The following is a 20,442-nucleotide window of genomic DNA, read 5'->3' as shown; positions in this document are numbered from 1 at the left end:
GCCAGCGTGCGGACCTTCCTGGAGAAGGAGGTCATCCCGAACTACGCGCAGTGGGAGCAGGACGGCATCACCCCACGCGAGCTGTTCACCAAGCTGGGTGAGCTCGGCGCGCTCGGCTTCGGCGTGCCGGAACGGCTCGGCGGCACCGGCATCACCGACTTCCGCTACAACGCCGTCCTCCAGGAGGAAGGCGCGCGGCTGGCCGTGGCGCCCGCCGTCCTCGGCCCGAGCCTGCAGGCCGACGTCTGCCTGCCGTACTTCCTCGACCTGGCCGACGACGCGCAGCAGGCGCGGTGGCTGCCCGGCATCACCGCCGGCCGCCTCATCACCGCCATCGCGATGACCGAGCCGGGCACCGGCTCCGACCTGTCCGGCATCCGCACCAGGGCGGTCCGCGACGGCGACCACTACCTGCTCGACGGCGCCAAGACGTTCATCTCCAACGCGATCAACGCCGACCTGGTGATCGTCGCGGTCCGCACCGGTGAGCACCCGCACCGGGGCCTCAGCCTGATCGTGGTCGAACGGGACACCCCCGGCTTCACCCGCGGCAGCCGGCTGAAGAAGGTTGGCCTGCATGCCCAGGACACCGCCGAACTCTTCTTCACCGGCGCCCGCGTCCCGGCGGCCAACCTGCTCGGCGGTGAGGGCGAGGGCTTCGCCGGGCTCACCCGCAACCTCGCCCAGGAACGGCTCTCCTGCTCCGTCGCGGCCATCGCCCAGGCCACGGCGGCCCTGCAGTGGACCATCGAGTACGTCCGCGAGCGCCACGCCTTCGGCAACCCGATCGGCAGCCTGCAACACACCCGGTTCACCCTCGCCGAGCTGTCCACCGAGATCGACATCACCCAGGCGTACGTCGACCTGTGCGTGCTCGCCCTCAACGCCGGTGACCTGGACCCGGTCGACGCGGCCAAGGCCAAGTGGTGGAGCACCGAGCTGCAGGGCCGGGTGATGGACACCTGCGTCCAGCTGCACGGCGGGTACGGGTACATGACCGAGTACTGCATCGCCCGCGCCTGGCTGGACTCCCGCGTCTCGCGGATCTACGCCGGCACCACGGAGATCATGAAGGAGATCATCGGCCGGTCGCTGCAACTGGGAGCCGCGTGACCCCGCCCACCGCCACCCCGACCCCGGCCCGCCCGCCGCGCGGCACCCGGCCCCGCAACCGGCGGGAGCTGATCCTCGCCGCCGCCGCCGATCTGTTCCACCGCCGTGGCTACGGCCAGCTCACCATGGGCGACCTCGCCGAGGCGGTCGGCGTGGGCCCGTCCGCCCTGTACCGGCACGTCGCCGGCAAGCAGCACCTGCTGAGCGAGGTGCTCACCGGCGGCCTCACCCCGGTACGGGAACTGCTGACCGACCTCGACCTGACCGACCGGGCGGCCGCGCTGAACCGGCTCGGCGCCCTCGCCCTGGACCACCGGCAGCTCGGCCTGCTGTGGCAGCGGGAGGCCCGGCACTTGACGCCCGCGGACCGGGGGGTGTTCCGTGCCGAGCTGCACGGGATCGGCGCGCTGCTCGCCCGGCAGGTGCGCGTCGTCCGGCCGGACCTCGACCCGGCCGCCGCCGAGCTGCTCGCCTGGGCCATGATCAGCGCCCTGACCAGCGTCTCGTTCCACCGGCTCGACCTGCCCCGACCCGAGTACGACGAGCTGCTGGCCGAGCTGTGCGGCGCGGTGCTGGACACGGTGCTGCCGGAGCCCGCCCCGGTGCCGGCACCACGACCGGACCCGGCCCGGCTGGTGCCGGCCGCGCGCCGCGAGGCGCTGCTCATCCAGGCCGTACGGATGTTCGCCGCGCACGGCTACACCGAGGTCGGCATCGAGGACATCGCCGCCGCCGTGGGCATCGCCGGGCCGAGCGTCTATCACCACTTCCCCAGCAAGCTGGACCTGCTGGTCACCGCCCTGCGGCGCGGCGCGGCCGTGCTGCTCACGGATGTCGCCACCGCGTACCGCACGGCCGGCGACGCCACCGACGGGCTGCGCACGCTGGTCCGCGGCTACGTCGGCTTCACCCAGGCCCATCACGACCTGGTCGACCTGCTGATCACCGAGGTGGAACACCTGCCGGAGGCCGAGCGCCGGGAGAGCCGGCAGACCCAGCACGACTACATCGGCGAGTGGGTGCACCTGCTGCGCGCGACGCGTCCCGGCCTCGATCCCACCGCCGCCCGGGTACGGGTGCAGGCCGTGCTCACCGTCGCCAACGACGCTGCCCGTACCCCTCGGGTCCGGGCGTACCCGGCGCTGCCGGCCACCCTGGAGGCGATCGCCGCGCACCTGCTCGGGCTTGCCCCCTGAGCGTCGGCCCGCCCGGTCACCAGCGGCACCCTGGCGACCGGGCGGACGTCTTGGACGCCGCTATCGGGAGATGTCCTCCAGTCGTCGCCGGCGGGTCTCGATGCCGGCCATCACGACCACGACGAGGGCGACGGCGCTGGCGAGCGCGAAGGACAGGAACACCGGTCCGGCCCCGAGGCTGGTGCCGAGCAGCGCGCCGACCAGCAGCGGGGAGAGGATGCTGGCCAGCCGGTTGACGCTGCTGCACGTCGAGGTCGCCCAGGCCCGCATCCGGGTGGGATACAGCTCCGCCGTGTAGAGGTAGAGGGCGCTGGTCGGGGCGGTGCCGCCGACCGCGAACAGCGCCGCCGTCGCCAGCAGCATCGGCCAGGTGTGCACCGCCAGCACGCCGACGCCCACGAAGCCCACCAGCCCGCTGGCCGCCATGATGACGAAGCTCCAGGTCAGCAGCGGTTTCCGGCCGACCCGGTCGGCCAGGAACGCGGTCACGTAGACCATCGCCAGTTGCAGCACGCCGAGCAGTACGGTCAACCCCAGCGCCTGCGTGGTCTTCAGACCGCCGATCCGCACGTACAGCGTCGGCATCCACACCGCGTACCCGTAGCCGACGAAGTAGGTCAGGAACCACAGCGCCGCCAGCATCAGGGTGCGCCGCCGGTACGTCGGGGCGAACAGTTCCCCGAGCCGCAGCCGGCTGTTGGCGGCCGGCGGTGACGGCTGCGGTGGCGCGAGGTCCACCCCGCGCGCGGTCGCCTCCTGCTCCATCCGGGCCACGTACGCCTCGGCCTCCGCGCGGCGGCCCCGCTGCGCCAGCCAGCGGGCGGACTCGGGCAGCCGGAACCAGGCGTACGCGGCGACGAGGACGGGCAGCGCGCCGACCGCGAGCAGCACCCGCCAGCCGGCGTCCTCGCCGAAGCCCTGCAGCGCGACGATCCCGACGATCGGTGCCGCGAGCAGCCCCCAGTTGAAGGTGGACTGGTAGGCGACGGCGATCCGGCCCCGGTTGCGGGCGCCCAGGTACTCGTTGACCAGCGTCGCCGCCACCGGCACCTCGGCGCCGAGGCCGAGGCCCTGCACCGCGCGGAGCACGCCGAGACTCGGGGCGCTCCAGGCGAGGGCGCACACGGCGGAGAAGACGCCGAAGGTGACCAGGGACAGGACGAACGCCGGCCGCCGGCCGAACCGGTCGGCCAGCGCGCCGATCACCAGCGCGCCCAGGAACTGGCCCAGGTAGCCGGCGGCGACCAGGATGCCGGCCTGCGCGGTGCTGATGTCGAAGTACGCGATGATCACGGTCAGGATGACCGCGATGCTGGTCGAGTCGAACCCGTCGAAGAAGGTGCCGACGCCGAGCGTGCCGGCGAGCCGGTAGTGGAACCGGCCCACCGGGATGCGCTCGATGCGGGCCGGGATGTCCCCGGCCGTCTGCTCCGCGGTGGCCGTCTCAGTCTGTCGAAGCTGACCTCTCTGTGGCATCGGGGGCTCCTCGTGCTGGCATGCGCTAGACCCGTCGCGCCTGCCCGGCCCAGTACTCCTCGCGCAGTTCGCGCTTGAGCACCTTGCCGACGGCGGACCGGGGAAGTTGACGGAACAGGACCTCCTTCGGGGCTTTGACGCTGCCGACCCGCTGCTTGCAGAGTGCGATGAGGTCCGCGGCGTCGACCTCGGCGCCGGGCTTGACCTCGACGACCGCGGTGACGCGCTCGCCCCACTTCTCGTCCGGCAGCCCGATCACGGCGCAGTCCTTGACTGCCGGGTGGGCCCAGATGACCTGCTCGACCTCGCTGGGGAAGACGTTGAAGCCACCGGAGATGATCAGGTCGCGCTTGCGGTCGACCAGGTAGACGTAGCCGTCGTCGTCCAGGTAGCCGACGTCCCCGGTGGCCTGCCAGCCGCCGTCGAGCCGCACCGCGGCGGTCTGCTCGGGCTCGTGCAGGTATCCGCTCATCCGCAGCGAGCTGCGGACCACGATCTCGCCGGGCTCGCCCGTCGGGCAGGGGCCGTCGTCGCCGAACACGGCGACGTTCGCGACGACGCTCTGCCGTCCGCAGCTGGCGAGCCGCCGCTGCAACGCCGGATCGGCCAGCGCCTCGGCGTGCTCCTCCGGGCTGAGGAAGGTGCACAGCATCGGCAGTTCGGTCTGGCCGTAGAACTGGGCCATGACCGGCCCGAAGACGTCCAGCGCCTCCTTCAGCTTTTCCACGGACATGGGCGCCGCGCCGTAGAGGAAGTAGCGCAGGCTCGACACGTCCCGGCGGCGGACGTCGGGGTCGGCGAGCAGGGCGTAGACCGCCGTGGGTGGCAGGAACAGCCGGGTGACCCGGTGGCGTTCGATCGACGCCAGGATCTCCCCGGGCACCACCGTGCTGTGGACGACGTTGGTGCCACCCGCGCTCAGCACCGGGAACACCACGGCGCCGGCGGCGTGGGTCATCGGCGCGGCGACCAGGTGCACCGGGTTCCGCTCCGGCATGTGGGCGTGGAACCCGGCGACCATCGTGGCGAAGGCGCGGTGGGACACCCGGACGACCTTGGAGCGCCCGGTGGTGCCGCCGGTGGCGATCAGTGCGGCGATCGCCTCCTCGTCGAGCGGGGGCAGGGGCACCCGGGTGCCCGCCGGTGCCAGCCACTCGTCCAGCCCCGGGTCGTCGCCGGCCGGCTCGTCCATCGCCACGTAGTGCTCGATGCTCGGCACGGACTCGCGGAGCTGGTCCACGGCGGCCCCGGCCGCGTAGAGCAGGGCGCGGGCGTCGACGGTCCGCAGCAGCGTGGCGATCTCCTGCGGCGTGGACCGGGCGTTGACCGTCACCCAGGTGCAGCCGGCCCGCAGCACGCCGAGCACGCAGGGGAAGACGATCGGCGAGTTGGGGCTGGCCACCGCGACGGGCGCACCCGGTGGCAGGCCCACCCGCCGCAGCGCCGCCGCCACCCGGTGGGTGATGGCCTCCGCCTCGGCGTACGTGACCGCGCCGGTGCCGTCGGGGCGGACGAACGCGACCCCGTCCGGGTTGAGCCGTACGCCGCGGTCGAAGTACTCGATCAGGTGCATGGGGCCTCCTCTCGGCTCAGGCGGCGACGCACCGGTTGGCCTGCTCGCCGAGGCCGGCGATCCCGGTCCGCAGGGTCTGGCCGGCGGCGAGGAAGACGGGCGGCTTGCGGGCCGCGCCGATCCCGGCCGGCGTGCCGGTGGCGATGAGGTCTCCGGGCACCAGGGTGATGATCGAGCTGAGGTACGCGATGATCTCGCCGACCGGGAAGAGCAGCTCGCCGGTGCTGGCCTTCTGCATGACGGTGTCGTCCACCGCGCAGGTCATGTCCAAGGCGCGGGCGTGGTCGACCTCGTCCGGCGTGACCAGGAACGGACCGACCGGGGTGGACGCCTCGAACGTCTTGCCCTGCAGGAACTGCGAGGTACGCAGCTGCCAGTCGCGCATCGTGACGTCGTTGACGATCGTGTAGCCGGCCACGGCCGCCAGCGCCTCCTCGGGGTTCGCGTGCCGGACCGGGCGGCCGATGACCACGCCGAGTTCGACCTCCCAGTCGACGGCGTGGGACTGCGGCGGCAGCACGATGTCGTCGTACGCGCCGATCAGGCTGCGGCTGTACTTGGCGAAGATCGTCAGGTGCTCCGGTGTCGGCAGCCCGACCTCGGCGATGTGCGAGGCGTAGTTGACGCCGACACAGATGATCTTCTCCGGCCGGGGGGTGAGCGGGGCGAAGTCGGCCCCGGCCAGGGGCACCGACGGCGCGGTCGGCGCGGCGGCGCGCTCGCGCCAGTCGGCGCCGGAGGCGAGGAGTTCCCCGACGTCCCGGAACGGCAGCAGGACCACCTCGCCGCCCTCCACCCGGCCGGCGAACGTGTCCCCGTCCCGGCGGATCGTCGTCAGTCGCATGCTCTGTCCTTTCTCGCCACCGGACCACGGTTGCGCCGGCGACGGGGGAAGATTGATCGACGCCTCCACATGCTTGAACGTGAACTGTAGACTACGAAGCGCGATCTGGATACAGTTGCGGCGCAATCGGATGCAGGTTTGCCGGCGCGGACTGGCTAAGGAGAAGACATGCCGATCAGGGCGGCGGTCGACATCGGAGGGACCTTCACCGATGTGGTCGCGTACCACGAACAGACCGGTGAGCTGCTCCTGGGCAAGGCGCTCAGCACGCCCCGCGACCTGATCCAGGGGGTGTTCGACGGGCTCGACGCCGCCGACGTACCGCTCGACGAACTCGCCTTCCTCATCCACGGCAGCACGATCGTGGTGAACGCGCTCATCGAGCGCCGGGGCGCGCGTACCGCCCTGGTCACCACGGCCGGGTTCCGCGACGTCTACGAGATCGGCCGGATCAACCGCCCGGACGCGTTCAACCTCTCCTTCACCCGGCACCGGCCGCTCGTACCCCGGGAGATGGTCTTCGAGGTGCCGGAGCGGATCGCGGCCGACGGCACGGTGATGCGCCCGCTGGACGAGCAGCAGGCGCAGGTGATGGCCCGGAAACTGGCCGGGCTGGGCGTCGAGGCGGTGGCCGTGGCCTTCCTGCACGCCTACCGCAACCCGGCACACGAACGCCGCCTCGGCGAGATTCTCCGCGCGGAACTGCCCGGTGCCTACGTCACCCTGTCGCACGAGATCAGCCGTGAGTACCGCGAGTTCGAACGCACCTCGACGGTCGTCGCCAACGCCTTCGTCGGGCCGATCGTCAGCGACTACCTCGGCCGCCTCGACGAGCGGCTACGCCAGGGCGGCGCGCGTACGTCCGTGGCGATCATGCAGTCCAACGGTGGCGTCTCCGACGTGGCCACCGCCTCGGCCCAGTGCGTGCAGATGCTGGAGTCCGGACCGGCCGGGGGAGTGGTCGGCACCATCGCGCTCTGCGAGGCCCTCGGCTACCGCGAGGCGATCGCCTTCGACATGGGTGGCACCACCGCCAAGTCCGCCGTCATCCGGGATCTCACCTTCCCGGTCGCCAGCGACTACTTCCTGGGCGGCTACCGCACCGGGCTGCCCATCCGCATCCCGTGCCTGGACATCGTCGAGGTGGGCACCGGCGGCGGCAGCGTCGCCTGGCTCGACGAGGCGGGCGGCATCCACGTCGGCCCGCGCAGCGCCGGCGCCGAACCCGGCCCGGCCTGCTTCGGGCGCGGCGGCACCGAACCCACCATCACCGACGCGGCCGTGGTCCTGGGCCACCTGTCGCCGGACGGCCGGCTCTCCGGCGACCTGCCGATCGACGGGGACGCCGCACACCGCGTGGTCCGGGCGCTCGCCGGCCGGCTCGGCCTCGACCCCGTCACCGCCGCCGCCGGCATCATCGCCATCGGCGCGGCCGCCATGGCCAACTCGGTCCGCGCGGTCACCACCGAGCGCGGCCTGGACCCGCGCGACTTCGCCCTGTTCGCGTACGGCGGCAACGGGCCGCTGCACATCTCCCTGGTCGCCCGCGAACTGGGCATCACCCGGGTGGTGATCCCGCCGGTCCCCGCGGTCTTCTCCGCGCTCGGCATGCTCATGGCGGACGCCCGGCTCGACCTGGTGCAGACCGGGGTACGCACGCTCGGCGCCACCGATCCCCACGAGATCGAGGAGGCGTACCGGGCGCTGGAGGTCGAGTGCGCGCAACAGCTCCACGACAGTGCCATCGGGTTCGACCAGGTGGAGTTCCGGCGCGCCGCCGACATGCGCTACGTCGGCCAGGAACACACCGTGACGCTGCCCGCGCCGCCGCTGCTCGTCACCGCCGACGGGGAGGACCCGCTCAAGCACGCCTTCGACGCGGCACACGAACAGCGCTACAGCCACAGCGCCCCCGGCGAGCCCGCCCAGGTGGTGAGCCTGCGGGTGTCGGCGGTCGGCAAACTCACCAAGCCGGACGTCCCGAAGGTCGCCGCCGGGGACCTCGCCCCACCCGCGCAAGCCCGCACCGGCACCCGGCACGTGGTCTTCGACCCGGCCGACGGCGCGGTGCCCACCGCCGTGTTCGACCGGGCCGGGCTGCTCGCCGGCAACCGGATCGCCGGGCCGGCCGCGATCGAGGAACCGACCACCACCACCCTGCTGCGACCGGGCGACACGGCCCGGGTGGACGAGTTCGGAAACCTGCTGGTCGAGATCGGAGCCTGAGATGGTCGACCCGATCACCGCCGAGATCATCCGCGCCGGCTTCGTCTCCATCACCGAGGAGATGAAGACGAACCTGATGCGCACCGCCTACAACCTCATCATCTACGAGGCCCAGGACTTCACCGTCGGGCTGTTCGACGCGGCCGGCGACCCCATCTCGATCGGCCTCGGCCTGCCGATGTTCATGGGCGGCCTGTCCGACGCCATCAAGGCGAAGCTGGCCTTGTACGGGCCGGACGGCATGAAGCCCGGCGACATCCTGCTCACCAACGACGCCTACATCGTCGGCAGCCACCTCAACCACATGATCTTCACGCTGCCGATCTTCCACGACGGCGAGCTGGTCGCCTTCGCCTCCTCGATGGCCCACTGGATCGACGTGGGCGGCGTGCTCGGCGGCACCACCACCGACATCTACGCCGAGGGGCTCCAGGTCCCGATCGTGAAGATCTTCAAGGAGGGCGTCCAGGACGACGAGCTGACCCGGCTGATCGCCACCAACGTCCGCTTCCCGGACCTCGCCATGGGCGACTTCCGGGCACAGATCGCCGCCATCCGCACCGGCGAGACCCGGATGCGCGCCATGCTCGCCCGGTACGGCGTCGCGGCGGTGCGGGCGAGCATCGCCGACCTGTTCCGACGCAGCGAGGAACTGGCCCGCCGGGCCGTCGCCCGCATCCCCGACGGCGAGTACGCGGCCGAGGCGTACATGGACGACGACGGGGTCACCCCGGGGCGACGGATCCCGGTACGCGTCCGGGTGCTCGTCGACGGCGACACCTTCACGGTGGACCTCAGCGGGATGAGCCCCCAGGTAGCCGGCTACTTCAACTCCGGCGCCACCGCCGGCCGGTCCGCCGCCCAGGTGGCGTTCAAGTGCCTCACCTCGCCGGTCGAATTCCCCATCAACGAGGGCTCGCTGCGCCCGCTCGAGGTGATCCTGCCGCCGGGCACCGTGGTCAGCGCCACCAAGCCGGCGGCCATGCGGTGGTGGATGACGTACCCGATGACCGTGGTCGACTGCGTCTTCCGGGCGATGGCCGAGGTGCTGCCCGACGCCTGCGTCGCCGGCCACCACGCCGAACTCGGCATGACCCACACCTACGGCGTCGACCAGCGCACCGGCCGGTTCTTCCAGTTCGTCGGCGGGCCACAGGGCGGCGGCTGGGGCGCCACCTCCCGGGCGGACGGGCAGAACGCCACGATCTGCGTCAACGACGGCGACACCCACAACGCCCCCGTCGAGGTGCTCGAGGTCAAGTACCCCATGGTGACGGTCGACGAGTACGCCCTGCGCGAGGACTCCGGCGGGCCCGGCCGGCACCGGGGCGGCCTCGGCACCCGGCTGCGGGTGCGCCTGCGTACGCCGGCGCACGTGGACACCTGGATCGAGCGCACCGCCTGCGCGCCCTGGGGCCTGGCCGGCGGCGGGGACGCCGCGCCGAACCGGGTGTGGGTCGAACGGGCCGACGGCGAGACCGTCCGGTTCGACAACGGCAAGGTCACCGGGTTCGCGCTGGCCGACGGGGACAGCCACGTGGTGGAGCTCGGCGGCGGCGGTGGCTTCGGCCCGCCGCGGCAGCGCCCGGTCGAGGAGGTGCTCGCCGACGTGCGGGCCGGCTACGTCTCGGTGGCCGCCGCCCGCACCGCGTACGGCGTCGCCGTCGTCGACGACGGGAACGGCGGCTTCGTCGTGGACCGAACGGAGACCGAGGCTCTGCGGAGCACACCGGACCGCGGCGTATGACCCGAAACCGCCACCACCTCGATGTATTCATGAAATATGGAGGTGCGTACAATCGGTCACGCTGGGTTGCGTCGGCCGGGGAGGTTGGGTTCGGTGAATGGCCCGGGCGGTGCGGTGACCGCCGACGACAAGGCCGGTAACGGCGCAGGGACGCGTTCGGTCTACGACGCGCTGCGCCGCCTCATCCTGGACGGCGAACTGCAGCCCGGCGCGGAGATCTCCCAACCGGAACTGAGCCGCCGGCTCGCCGTCAGCCGCACGCCACTGCGCGAGGCGCTGCGCCTGCTGGAACGGGAACGCCTGGTCGTCGACACCGGCCCGTACCGGTCGACGCGGGTCAGCTCGCTGAGCCCCGCCGACCTCGACGAGCTCTACTCGCTGCGGGTCATGGGGGAGGGGCTGGCGATCTGGCTGACCGTGCCGATGCTCCGCGCCGCGGACATCGAGCGGCTGGAGCAGGACGCCGAGTTGACCGCCTCCGGCGACCCCGACGCCCACCGCCGCTTCCACGCCGGTCTGCGGATCGGCGCCGGACCACGGCTGGCCGAGCACCTCGAACAGCTCGCCGACCACGCCGAGCGCTACCAGCGCTCCTTCGTCCAGTACGAGCCCGACCGCGAGTTCGTCGCCGCCAAGCTGGCCGAGCACCGGGAGATCGTGGCCGCGTGCGCGGCGGGTGACCGCCAGCGGGCCCGGGAACTGCTGGTCGACCACATCGCCGGCACCGCGATGGCCCTGATGACCGCCGAGCGGCACGCCCCGTTCACGCTGCCGTCCGCCGTGTCGATGGCGAAGGGCGGCTGACTTCGCCTGCCGGCTGTTCTCGCCATGCCAGGGAAATCCGCTACACCTGGACCTGATTTGTAGCGGATTTCCTGCCCTGCCGGTGCGGAGCATCGTCGTGGCGCAGTTGGTGGCCGCCGGCCGTGAGTCCCTCAACGATCCGGCGAGCCCCGGCGTGGAACGAGCGCGCCGACGTCAGCCCGACGCCGACCAGCGCTCGCGCCGGCGGCGGAACGATGGGAACAGCGAGTGTTCCGCAAGGTAGCGCCGGTACCAGCGGGCGAATCCGACCCGCCGGCCCGCGTCGTCCAGGACCGGGCGTACCGGGCCGTCGACGCACCGGTCGTCGAACCACATCGTGCCCCGCGCCGCGCCGCTCACCACCAGCAGCGTCTGGAAGCCGCAGCCCCGGTCGTGTACGACCAGCGTGCCCTGAGTGATCGCCCACTCGTCGGCGAAGCCGACCTTGTCGCGCCACCACTCCCGCTCGGCGGCCTCGTACTCCTCCTGCGTCGGGTAGTCCTCCGGCAGCGGCTCCGGTTCCGACGAGTCCGGCCAGTTCCACGCCTCGGTGTGGGGGAACGGCCGGTCGAGCCCATTCGCGACGTCGTCGCCGCAGTACGGCAGCAGCCACCGCCAGCGCCCGTCAACCCGGCGCAGCTCAGGCAGCGGGTGGACACCGCCTCGGCTGATCTGGAGCAGGTACGACCGGTACTCCTCGGGCAGTTCGACCTCGACCTGCGCTTCGACCTCGGCCAACTCTGCCGGGCTCAGCGGCGGCGGCACCCCTCGGCGACGCCGGTCACCGCAGACGCCGAACTGCCGGGCGAGCGAAGCGACCTGCCGCCGTACATGCGACCAGTCGGTGCCCGTCACCAGTCGGACGGTAGGCGGCGGCCCACCGACGGCGCAAACGATTCAACTCGACAGCGAGCCGCAACCTCAGTCGCCCGGCGGCGTGTATCCGGTCGGCATCCGGGCCGCCTCGTCCACCTCCGCCGGGCTCAGCAGCGGCGTGACGTGCACCCGCAGGCCGCGCGCCGCGCCGATCGCGATCGCCAGCGCGGCGGCGGCCCGGTGGTCGGGCAGGTCGCACAGCACGTAGGTGTCCTCGTCGGCGAAGGCGAAGTGCAGCGAGGCCATCTGCCCGCCGGCGTTCTCCACCAAGGAACGCACGATCTCGGCGCGTTTGGTGCCGCCGTCCCGGATCAGCCCCTGGAGCCCCTCGGCCGTGTATGTCGACTTGAGCAGGAACGTGGGCACGTCAACGGTTCCCCTGCCGCTGGACCCGCTGCGCGCCCTCGACCCGGGCCCGGCCCTGGTCGCGTTCGCTGCCCGACGTTCCGGTCGCCGCGCGCAGGTGCCGACGCTGCGGCGAGTGCTCGACCTCGGAGCCCTGCCGGCCCCGAGCGCCGCTGCCCGAATGCCGCCCCGCGCGCGCCGACTCGCCGCCCGGATCGTGCTTGTTCTGCTTGTGGCTACCCATGGACCGCGGGTACCCGGTGCGTCAACGCCTAGTCATGGCCCGGTGCGGGCAGCTCACCTAACCGCGGACGTAGTGCAGCAGCAGTGCCCCGGTGCTGGTCGGCGTGCAGCTGTTCAGCGCGAACGACCGCAACGCGCCGTCGGACGGCCAGATCCCTTTGCCGCCGCCCAGGCGTACCGGGTCGACCATCAGCCGCAGCTCGTCCACCAGGTCCTCGGCGAGCAGGACGGCGGCGAGCTGGGCGCTGCCGATCACGTGCAGCTCACCCCCGCCGGCTTTGGTCAGCTCCGACACCGCCGCCAGGTCCGGCAGCACCGACGAACCCGACCACTCGGGCGCGGACAGGGTCGACGAGACCACGTACTTGGGCTTGTGGTTCAACGGATCCGCCACCACCCGCTCGGGCCCGGTGACGTGCGGCCAGTGCGCGGCGAACCGGTCATAGGTCCTCCGTCCCGAAAAGGAACGCCGCGGCGCCGTTCAGTTGGTCGACCACCCACTGTCGCGAGGTGTCGTCGAACCAGCGCAGGTGCCAGCCACTGTGCGTGAAGCCGCCGTCGCGGTCCTCGTCGGGCGCGCCGGGCGCCTGCACCACCCCGTCCAGGCTCATCCACTCGACCACCACGAGCTTCATGCGGTCACCTCCGCGAGCTTGTCCAGCGCCAGCTCCCAGCCGGTGCGGACGCCGTCGGCGACCTGCGGCAGCGCCGCCGCCAACTCGTCGAGCCGTTCGTGTACGAGGGTGAGCATCGTCCCGCCCCGCGGCAGCTGTCCCTGTACAACCAAGCACTTCCCGTTCAACCGCGCGACATCCCGGGCGTAGCGGATGTACTCGTTGCGTTGAAGGTGGCCGACGAACCCGCCGCCGCTGCTGCCTCGGAACACGCCCCCTACGGCACCCAGTCCTCGATCAGCACTCAGCTTCGCCACCGCATGATTCAGGAAATCAGGGTCCAGGACCGAATCAGCGTCCACGACCATGACGAGGTCATCAATCGCGAGTTGCGGCAGCAGTTGTGCGAGCACCTGGTTCAGTGCGCCCGCCTTCTTGTGCCGGTTGTGGTACGTAGTGAAGACGTACGCACCAGCCTGTGCGGCAAGTCTGGCGGTCTCGTCCCGACAATTATCGGCGATGAGTGCCTCGCACCGCGCCGGCCACCGCCGGGGCCGGCCGCGAGACGTCGAATTGCGTGGTCCGGACCAGTATTTGACGTCTCCGGCCCCGAACTTCCACGGCGACTCGCGCCAATCTTGTCGACTGACTATCCCGTCAATCAGGGCCGCGTCGTCGGCCGCTCCGGCGGGACGGCCACCGCCACCCCGCTCGGACGGCCGGTCGCGCCGCGCGGGGGAGGTGGCACGGCCGCACGGACGGCCGGACCGACCCGGCCGAACGGTGGAGTCAGCGCGCCGCGTCCAGCCGGGCCCGCTGCTCGGGGCTGAGCTCCAGCTCAACCGCCGCGAGGCTCTCGTCGAGCTGCGCCACGGAGGAGAAACCCACCAGCGGGATCGTCGGCACGTCCCCGCCCAGCAGCCAGGCCAGCACCACCTGGTTGACCGTCGCGCCGGTCTCCGCCGCCACCGCCCGCAGCGCGGCCAGCCGGGCCGGGGTGCTCGGCAGGTCGTACTCCGGACCCAGCCGCTCCGACCGGACGTACGCGCCGGTGAGCAGCGGCGAGTAGGCGACCAGGGTGAGCTGCGGCTCGGCCCGCAGGTAGCTGGCCAGGTCCGGGCCGACCCAGCCGACGTCGCCGTCCGGGTCCAGCTCGGACGGCAGGTCCACCCGCCGGGGCAGGTAGCTGCGGTGGTACTGGAGGACCTCGTACCCGGGCAGCCCGGCCGCCGCGGCGATCGCCCGCGCCCGCTCCACCCGCCAGGCGCGGTGGTTGCTCGCGCCCAGCAGCCCGACCGTGCCCTCGGCGACCAACTCGGCGAAGCCCTCCACGGTCTCCCGCAGCGGCACCGTCCGGTCCTCGATGTGCGCGTACAGCAGATCGAGCTTCTCCACCCCGAGCCGTTCCCGGCTGCGCTCGGCCGACTCGCGGATCACCTTCGCCGACAGCCCCTCCGGGTTGTCCACGTAACTGGTCCCCGGGGCGAGCGGGCGAGCGCCGAGCTTGGTGGCGATCACCACCTCGTCGCCGACGCCCCGGCTGCGCCGCCAGCGGCCGAGCAGCTCCTCGCTCTGCCCGCCCTGGCTCCCGTCCTGCCAGAACGCGTAGTTGTCGGAGGTGTCGATGAAGGTGCCGCCGGCCTCCACGTACCGGTCGAGGATGGCGTACGAGGTGGCCTCGTCGGTGGCGCTGCCGAAGAGCATCGCGCCGAGGCTGAGCACGCTGACCTCGCGGCGGGTGGCCGGGTCGGTGCCGATCGTGCGGTATCGCATTGATTCCTCCCCGTCAGGCGATGCGACCAGCCTCCACCTTCGAGTGCGCGCGAAGTCAACCTCACCAGGGCAGCTCCCCGTACCCGCCGAGCGCGAACAGCGCCACCGCGACAGCGGCGGCGGTCTCCCGGGGCGCTGTCGCCGCTCAGCCCGGCACGTTATCCCGTCGGAGCACGGCTTCACCGCAGACCGAAGGTGATCTGCGACAACCGGTCACGACACCGGGAGTTCACCCAACGTTGGCCGTCTCGTTGGTTCGCCGGTGCTACCAAGAGCCCGATCGGCTCCGATGCTGATCTTCCAGCGGACAGGAACGGGGTGCAGGTGCGGGCCAAGAGAATCGTGGCGCTCGCCGCGGCATTGCTGGTGCTGGTCACCGGCTGCACGACGGGCGACCCGGAGACGCGGCGCGGCGGTGGACCCACCAGCGGCTCGCTGCGGCTGGTCGCCGGCAGCGAGCAGCAGAGCGTCGTTGACACGATCGTCAAGCCGTGGTGTGCCGACCGGCACTACCGGTGCGAGGTCACCTTCAAGGGCTCCGTCGACCAGGCCCGGCTGCTCGCCTCCGGCAGTCACGACTACGACGCCTACTGGTTCGCCTCCAGTGTCTTCCTGCAACTCGGTGACCGGGCCAGCGCCCTGCGGGATGTCCAGCCGATGTTCCTCACCCCGGTGGTCTTCGCCGCCTGGCGCTCCGAGATGGACAAGCTCGGCTTCGGCGGCCGCTCCGACGTGCCGATCGCGGACATCCTGCGCGCTGTGGAGTCCGGCCGGACCAAGGTGTGGATCACCAACCCCACCCAGTCCAACTCCGGCGCCACCGTGCTCTTCGGCTTCCTCAACTACTTCGCCGGCAACGGCCCCGGCACCCCGCTCACCCAGCAGCAGCTTGACTCACCCGCTGTTGAGCAGGGCGTCTCCCGGTTCGTCAAGGCGATGGACCAGACGCCGCCCTCCACCGGCACCCTGATGACCGACTGCCTCGCCCAACCCGACCAGTGCCGGGCCATGTTCACCTACGAGGACCTGGTCATCGAGAAGAACGTCGAGCTGGTCAAGGCCGGCCGCGAACCGCTGCTGGTCGCGTACCCGAAGGGTGCGCTCGCGGTCAGCGACGCACCGCTGGGCTTCCTGCCCCAGGCCGGCAACGACGACGCCCACCGGATCTTCTCCGAACTCCAGAACCACCTGCTCAAGGACGCCGGCGCGCAGGCCGCCCTGCTCAAGCTCGGCCGCCGCCCCGCCACCGGGGTCGGCCTCAGCCTGGACAAGCCCGATCCGGCCGTCTTCAACCCGGCCTGGGGTATCCAGGCCACCATCAACGAGCAGGCCATCCAGTTCCCCGCCGCCCCGGTCATCCAGGCCGCGCTCGACCGCTACCAGACCCGCTACCGCCGTCCGGTCGCCGTCCACTACTGCCTCGACGGCAGCGGCTCGATGGGTGACAACGACGGCTGGACCGGCATCCAGGCCGCCGCCGGCCAGATCTTCGACCCCGACCAGGCGGCCCTGAACTTCCTCCAGACCCACCCCCAGGACCGCACCACGGTCAGCATCTTCAACGGCGACATCACCGGCGGCAGCCCGTGGATCGTCCAGGGCAACGACCCGTCCGCGCTGCGCGACCTGGCCCGCAAGGTCACCGGCTACCACCCCGACGGTGGCACCGACATGTACGCCTGCCTGCTGCGTGCCGCCGACGACCTCGCCGCACCGCAGGCCGACGACCGCAAGCGGCTCGTGGTGCTGATGACCGACGGGCAGTCCGAGACCGGGCGGCGCGTCCAGGCCCTGGCGGCGCTGCGCGCCGCCAACGTGCCGGTGGTGGCGATCGCCTTCGGCCGCGACGCCGACCCGAGGCAGCTCAAGGAGGTCGCCACCGCCACCCACGGCACCTTCGTCCGGCAGGACGACCTGGTGGCGGCGCTGCGGCAGGCAGCAGGGTACAAGTGAGACACCGCCTGGCCGCACCCGTCGCCCTGGCCGCCGCAGTCGCCGCCTTTGCGCTGGTCTTCGCGCTCACCGGCAGCCTGCTCTGGGCGCCGCTGCTCGCCGCCGCCACCGCGCTCGGGCTCTACCTGATGCTCGACGACCGCACCGCCGCCCGGGTCGACCGCGACACCTACGCCGACGACGCCCACGACCGGGTCGAGGAGGCGCTGCGGGTGCTGCGCAGCGTCGAGCGGCTCGCCAAGGACGTCCACCACCCGGCGGCACGGCAGGCCCTGGTCGACGCCGGCCGGTACGTCCCGGAGCTGTTCGACCGCGTCCGGGAACGCTCGCCGGACAGCCTCTACTCCACCGCCGCGCAGATGGGTGGCCACCTGCGCAGCCTCGAGGGCGCGGTACGCCAGTACCTGGACATCCAGCGCCAGCCGATGCTCTACCACGACCCTGAGGCCCTGCGCCGCAACGGCGAGCTGGCCTTCCGGCGTTTCGCCGACTTCGCCCTGGACAGCGTCCGGCTGGTCAACCAGGGCGACATCGCGCAGTACACCGCCAACCTCGACACCGTCGCCCCACCCAGCCTGCCCGACCTGGGCCGATAAGGAGTCACGTTGAGATTGCCCAGCACCCGGTTTCTGATCGGGCTGGTCACGGTGATCGCCGTCTGCGTCGTCGCGGCGCTGCTGTGGAAGCGGTCCGGCGACACCCCGGCCACGGCCGCGCCGCCCACCACCGTCACCTGCCTGGGCGGCTCGGAGAAGTCCGAGCTGATGGCCGACGCCGAGGTGCAGCGGATCCTGCGCGACGACTACCGGCTGGACGTCACCTTCCAGCCGCTGGGCTCGTACGACCAGGTGCAGCTGAGCACCGACGAGATCAAGGCCCGCAAGCTGGACTGCCTCTGGCCCTCCAGCGCCAGTGCGCAGAGCGTCTTCGAGGCCCAGCACGCCGGGGCGTTCCCCGACTACCGGGCGGAGAACCTGCTCCAGTCACCCGAGGTGATCTACGCCGGCCCGCGCGGCACCGACGCGCTGCTCCGCAAGGGCATCGTGCAGCGCCGCGGCGACCGGTACTTCGTGGTCGACATGAAGGGCCTCCTGCTCGACCACGTCGTCAAGCACGGGACCTGGGAGGCGATCGGCGCCACCGACCTGCGCGGACCGATCACCGTGGCCAGCACCGACCCGGCCAAGTCCAACAGTGGGTTCACCCTGGCCCAACTCCAGCTCAACATCGTCGCCACCGCCGACGGGTTCTCCGCGCCGAGCCTCGCCCAGGCCCGCCGGGCGCTGCCCACCATGCGTGCGCTGCACGACGCGCAGGGCCTGCAGTCGCGCAGCTCCGACTCCGGCTTCCGGGAGTGGCTCACCCAGGGCGGCGAGTTCAAGGCCCCGCTGTACGCCGGCTACGAGAACCAGATCATCCAGCAGGTGGTGCAGAGCGGCGACAACAGCGCCGGCCTGCTCAAGAACGTCCGGGTGCTCTATCCGGACCCCACCATCTACAGCGACCACCCGGTCCTCGCCCTCGACAAGGCCGCCGGTCGGTTCGTCGACGCCCTCAAGGACCCGAAGATTCAGGCCATCGCCTGGAAGCGGTACGGCTTCCGCTCGGCGGTGCAGGTCGGCGCGAACGACATCGCCGACTTCCCCGGCGTCGGCCTCGCCGACCAGGTCCGGGCCGCCCCCGCGCCGGCCGCCGACGTGACGCTCGCGCTGCTCAGCTGCATGAAGGACGCCACCACCTGCAAGTGAAGGGACCCGCCATGTCCGAGGGACTCCAGATCGACTTCGGCAGCATCGTCGGCGGCCCGGCCGACCCGCCCGCCGGGGCCGCCGACGCGGCCATCAGCACCGCGCTCGCCACCGCCGAGCCGAAGACCTTCTCCTGCGCCGCGCTGCTCACCCCGGCGCAACGTACCCAGGCCGAGCAGGCCGCCCGCCAGCTCTACCCGACCATGCTGGCCAACACCGACGCCCTGGCGAACTTCGGCACCCAGGCACTGGATCAGGTCAACGCGCAGGTCAGCCGCATCTTCCGAGAGGTCGGCCGGGTCGACATCCCGGAACTGACCGGCATCATGCACGAGATCAACGATCGCATGCGCAGCTTCCGCCGCAAGTACGACCCCAGCGACCCCAAGGTGCGGGAGACCTTCACCAAGTTCTCCGACGCCATCCGGGGCCTGTTCCGCAAGGGCCGTGACCTGCTGGAGATGCTCTTCGAGGAGGCCCAGACCGTTGAGCAGCAGCTCGACCGGATTGCCGGGCAGCTCAGCGACAAGCAGCTGCAGCTCCGCCGCAACGTGGTGCTCTGCGACGAGCTCTACAAGGCCAACGAGGCCGCCATCGGGCAGCTCGTCGGGGCCATCGCCGTGATGGAGCTGATCCGCGACGTGGCCCTGGACGACGCCCGGTCGATCACCGTCACCCCCGGCGTCGCCGACGAACGCGACCAGCGGGAACGGCTCTCCCTGATCACCGAGTTCGCCCAGGCCCTCGAGGTGCGGATCAGCGAGTTCCAGCAGCGGCTCTTCGTCGCCTGGTCCACCTCCCCGCAGGTGCGCAACATCCGCACCCTCAACTACGGCCTCGGTCAGCGGCTCGCCCTGCTGATGAACCTCACCATTCCCACGATGAAGCTCACCATCGCCCAGTGGGCGCTGCTCTTGCAGGCCAACCAGGCCGCCGACATGCAGCAGGCAGTCGCCGACGGCGCCAACGACGTGCTGTCCGCGTACGCGGCAGCGTCGAAGACTGCGGTGCCGCAGATCGCCCGCGTCATCCAGACCCCGACCGTCCGGCCGGAGACCATCCTCGAGGTGGCCGAGTCCATCGACGCGCAGGCCCGGGGCATCGAGGAGGCGGTCCGCTACGGCCAGCAGAAGCGGGCCGAGGTGGTCGGCGCGATCGTCACCGCCAACCAGTCCATGTCGGAGTCCTCCGAGCGGCTCAGCCGGACCGTGGTCGACCTGGTCACCCGCGCCAAGGACCCAGTGGCCCTGCCTGGCGGCCCACAGTTGCCGGCCGCGGTGCTGGATCAAGCTCCGGCGGTCGTCCCCGCCCCACGCTGACACTGCCCATCCACGTGGCGGGTCACGGGTCAGCCGGCGGCCAGGTCGCGCAGCGCCAGCACCGACTTCCAGTTCCGGGTGGTCGCCACCACGCCCAATTTCTTCTCCAGGTACGCGTTGGTGAACTTCGTCCGCCCGTACCCGCCGTCCGGGAAGTGCAGATGCACCTCCCGGCCGATCACCTGGTACTCGATGTGCTCGCCGGCCGGCACGGTCAGGTCCTTGACCTTCGCCGCGGTCGGCGCGGCCGACAGGAAGGCCACCAGCACCCGGGTCGGGTCGTCCTGCTGGCCCGCGTACGGGCTGGCGTCGGCCACCGCCGCCAGTTCCGCGTCGCTGCGCACCAGCACCGGCACCCGCAGGCCCAACTCGTCGGCGAGCCGGCGCTCGATGCCCTCGGCCAGGATGTCGTCCTTGCTCGGTGGGCTGGTGAAGACCACGTTGCCGCTCTGCAGGTAGGTCTTGACGTCCTCGTGCCCCAGGTCGGTGACGATGCGTCGCAGGTCGGCCATGGCGAGCCGGGTGTTGCCGACGTTGACGCCCCGCAGCAGGGCCGCATAACGGGCCATCCCGATCCTCCTCGCCTCGGCGT

19 protein-coding genes and 1 pseudogene are annotated in these 20,442 nt (G+C 71.8%); 9 read left to right on the top strand and 11 right to left on the bottom strand.

What is annotated here, in order from left to right; genetic code table 11:
* Positions 1–6: 6 nt before the first annotated feature.
* Both ONA70_RS12560 and ONA70_RS12555 read left to right on the top strand, forming a co-directional pair.
* Complete coding sequence (locus tag ONA70_RS12560) at positions 7–1,113, top strand: acyl-CoA dehydrogenase family protein (protein WP_265006569.1); 1,107 nt, start codon at positions 7–9, stop codon at positions 1,111–1,113.
* On the top strand, positions 1,110–2,309 hold the full coding sequence (locus ONA70_RS12555) for a TetR/AcrR family transcriptional regulator (RefSeq protein ID WP_265006568.1): 1,200 nt from the start codon (positions 1,110–1,112) through the stop codon (positions 2,307–2,309). Before ONA70_RS12560 ends, ONA70_RS12555 begins: the two co-directional genes overlap by 4 nt.
* Before the next feature lie 60 nt (positions 2,310–2,369).
* On the opposite strand, the gene ONA70_RS12550 is transcribed toward ONA70_RS12555, so the two are convergent.
* From ONA70_RS12550 to ONA70_RS12540, 3 genes are read right to left on the bottom strand one after another with little or no spacing between them, the layout of a single operon-like run.
* The gene (locus ONA70_RS12550) at positions 2,370–3,785 is read right to left on the bottom strand and encodes an MFS transporter (protein ID WP_265006567.1); all 1,416 of its coding nucleotides are present in this window, start codon (positions 3,783–3,785) and stop codon (positions 2,370–2,372) included.
* Positions 3,786–3,810: 25 nt separating this feature from the next.
* Positions 3,811–5,358, bottom strand: coding sequence for an AMP-binding protein (locus tag ONA70_RS12545; RefSeq protein WP_265006566.1), 1,548 nt, complete (start codon positions 5,356–5,358; stop codon positions 3,811–3,813).
* A 16-nt stretch (positions 5,359–5,374) separates the two neighbouring features.
* Complete coding sequence (locus ONA70_RS12540) at positions 5,375–6,202, bottom strand: fumarylacetoacetate hydrolase family protein (RefSeq protein ID WP_265006565.1); 828 nt, start codon at positions 6,200–6,202, stop codon at positions 5,375–5,377.
* Between the two features lie 168 nt (positions 6,203–6,370).
* Here ONA70_RS12540 and ONA70_RS12535 point away from each other — a divergent pair, with 168 nt between their 5' ends.
* The 3 genes from ONA70_RS12535 (at position 6,371) to ONA70_RS12525 (ending at position 10,979) form a co-directional block, all read left to right on the top strand.
* Positions 6,371–8,428, top strand: a complete 2,058-nt coding sequence (locus ONA70_RS12535) for a hydantoinase/oxoprolinase family protein (protein WP_265006564.1) — start codon at positions 6,371–6,373, stop codon at positions 8,426–8,428.
* Between the two features lies 1 nt (position 8,429).
* On the top strand, positions 8,430–10,175 hold the full coding sequence (locus tag ONA70_RS12530) for a hydantoinase B/oxoprolinase family protein (RefSeq protein ID WP_265006563.1): 1,746 nt from the start codon (positions 8,430–8,432) through the stop codon (positions 10,173–10,175).
* A 93-nt stretch (positions 10,176–10,268) separates the two neighbouring features.
* Positions 10,269–10,979 carry a GntR family transcriptional regulator gene (locus ONA70_RS12525; RefSeq protein WP_265006562.1) on the top strand — a complete coding sequence of 237 codons (711 nt, stop codon included), beginning with the start codon at positions 10,269–10,271 and terminating at the stop codon, positions 10,977–10,979.
* A gap of 174 nt (positions 10,980–11,153) precedes the next feature.
* On the opposite strand, the gene ONA70_RS12520 is transcribed toward ONA70_RS12525, so the two are convergent.
* The 7 genes and pseudogenes from ONA70_RS12520 to ONA70_RS12490 form a co-directional block, all read right to left on the bottom strand.
* Positions 11,154–11,834 carry an SMI1/KNR4 family protein gene (locus ONA70_RS12520; RefSeq protein ID WP_265006561.1) on the bottom strand — a complete coding sequence of 227 codons (681 nt, stop codon included), beginning with the start codon at positions 11,832–11,834 and terminating at the stop codon, positions 11,154–11,156.
* A gap of 66 nt (positions 11,835–11,900) precedes the next feature.
* Positions 11,901–12,221: a GYD domain-containing protein gene (locus ONA70_RS12515; RefSeq protein WP_265006560.1), complete on the bottom strand. Its 321-nt coding sequence runs from the start codon at positions 12,219–12,221 to the stop codon at positions 11,901–11,903.
* A 1-nt stretch (position 12,222) separates the two neighbouring features.
* Positions 12,223–12,444: a hypothetical protein gene (locus ONA70_RS12510; RefSeq protein WP_265006559.1), complete on the bottom strand. Its 222-nt coding sequence runs from the start codon at positions 12,442–12,444 to the stop codon at positions 12,223–12,225.
* Positions 12,445–12,501: 57 nt separating this feature from the next.
* Positions 12,502–12,867, bottom strand: a pseudogene (locus tag ONA70_RS12505) (dihydrofolate reductase family protein); the annotation flags it as partial.
* A 16-nt stretch (positions 12,868–12,883) separates the two neighbouring features.
* Entirely contained in the window at positions 12,884–13,078 is a 195-nt protein-coding gene (locus ONA70_RS12500) for a hypothetical protein (protein ID WP_265006558.1), read from the bottom strand.
* Positions 13,075–13,899 (bottom strand): glycosyltransferase, encoded by an 825-nt coding sequence (locus tag ONA70_RS12495; RefSeq protein WP_265006557.1) that lies wholly within the window; start codon positions 13,897–13,899, stop codon positions 13,075–13,077. The genes ONA70_RS12500 and ONA70_RS12495 overlap by 4 nt, the downstream gene beginning before the upstream one ends.
* Positions 13,847–14,830, bottom strand: coding sequence for an aldo/keto reductase (locus ONA70_RS12490; RefSeq protein WP_265006556.1), 984 nt, complete (start codon positions 14,828–14,830; stop codon positions 13,847–13,849). The genes ONA70_RS12495 and ONA70_RS12490 overlap by 53 nt, the downstream gene beginning before the upstream one ends.
* A 324-nt stretch (positions 14,831–15,154) precedes the next feature.
* Here ONA70_RS12490 and ONA70_RS12485 point away from each other — a divergent pair, with 324 nt between their 5' ends.
* Genes ONA70_RS12485 through ONA70_RS12470 form a run of 4 tightly spaced genes read left to right on the top strand, consistent with a single transcriptional unit; the run spans position 15,155 to position 19,850 of the window.
* The gene (locus tag ONA70_RS12485) at positions 15,155–16,783 is read left to right on the top strand and encodes a vWA domain-containing protein (RefSeq protein ID WP_265006555.1); all 1,629 of its coding nucleotides are present in this window, start codon (positions 15,155–15,157) and stop codon (positions 16,781–16,783) included.
* Positions 16,780–17,379, top strand: coding sequence for a hypothetical protein (locus ONA70_RS12480; protein ID WP_265006554.1), 600 nt, complete (start codon positions 16,780–16,782; stop codon positions 17,377–17,379). Before ONA70_RS12485 ends, ONA70_RS12480 begins: the two co-directional genes overlap by 4 nt.
* A gap of 9 nt (positions 17,380–17,388) precedes the next feature.
* Entirely contained in the window at positions 17,389–18,531 is a 1,143-nt protein-coding gene (locus tag ONA70_RS12475) for a substrate-binding domain-containing protein (protein ID WP_265006553.1), read from the top strand.
* A gap of 11 nt (positions 18,532–18,542) precedes the next feature.
* On the top strand, positions 18,543–19,850 hold the full coding sequence (locus ONA70_RS12470) for a toxic anion resistance protein (protein ID WP_265006552.1): 1,308 nt from the start codon (positions 18,543–18,545) through the stop codon (positions 19,848–19,850).
* A gap of 29 nt (positions 19,851–19,879) precedes the next feature.
* Here the strand turns inward: ONA70_RS12470 and ONA70_RS12465 are convergent, their stop codons facing one another.
* Positions 19,880–20,419: a DUF1697 domain-containing protein gene (locus tag ONA70_RS12465; protein ID WP_265006551.1), complete on the bottom strand. Its 540-nt coding sequence runs from the start codon at positions 20,417–20,419 to the stop codon at positions 19,880–19,882.
* Positions 20,420–20,442 lie beyond the last annotated feature (23 nt).

This window comes from Micromonospora yasonensis, from assembly GCF_026013475.1.
Classification (GTDB): domain Bacteria; phylum Actinomycetota; class Actinomycetes; order Mycobacteriales; family Micromonosporaceae; genus Micromonospora; species Micromonospora yasonensis.
This window is presented reverse-complemented; position numbering and strand designations above follow the sequence as displayed.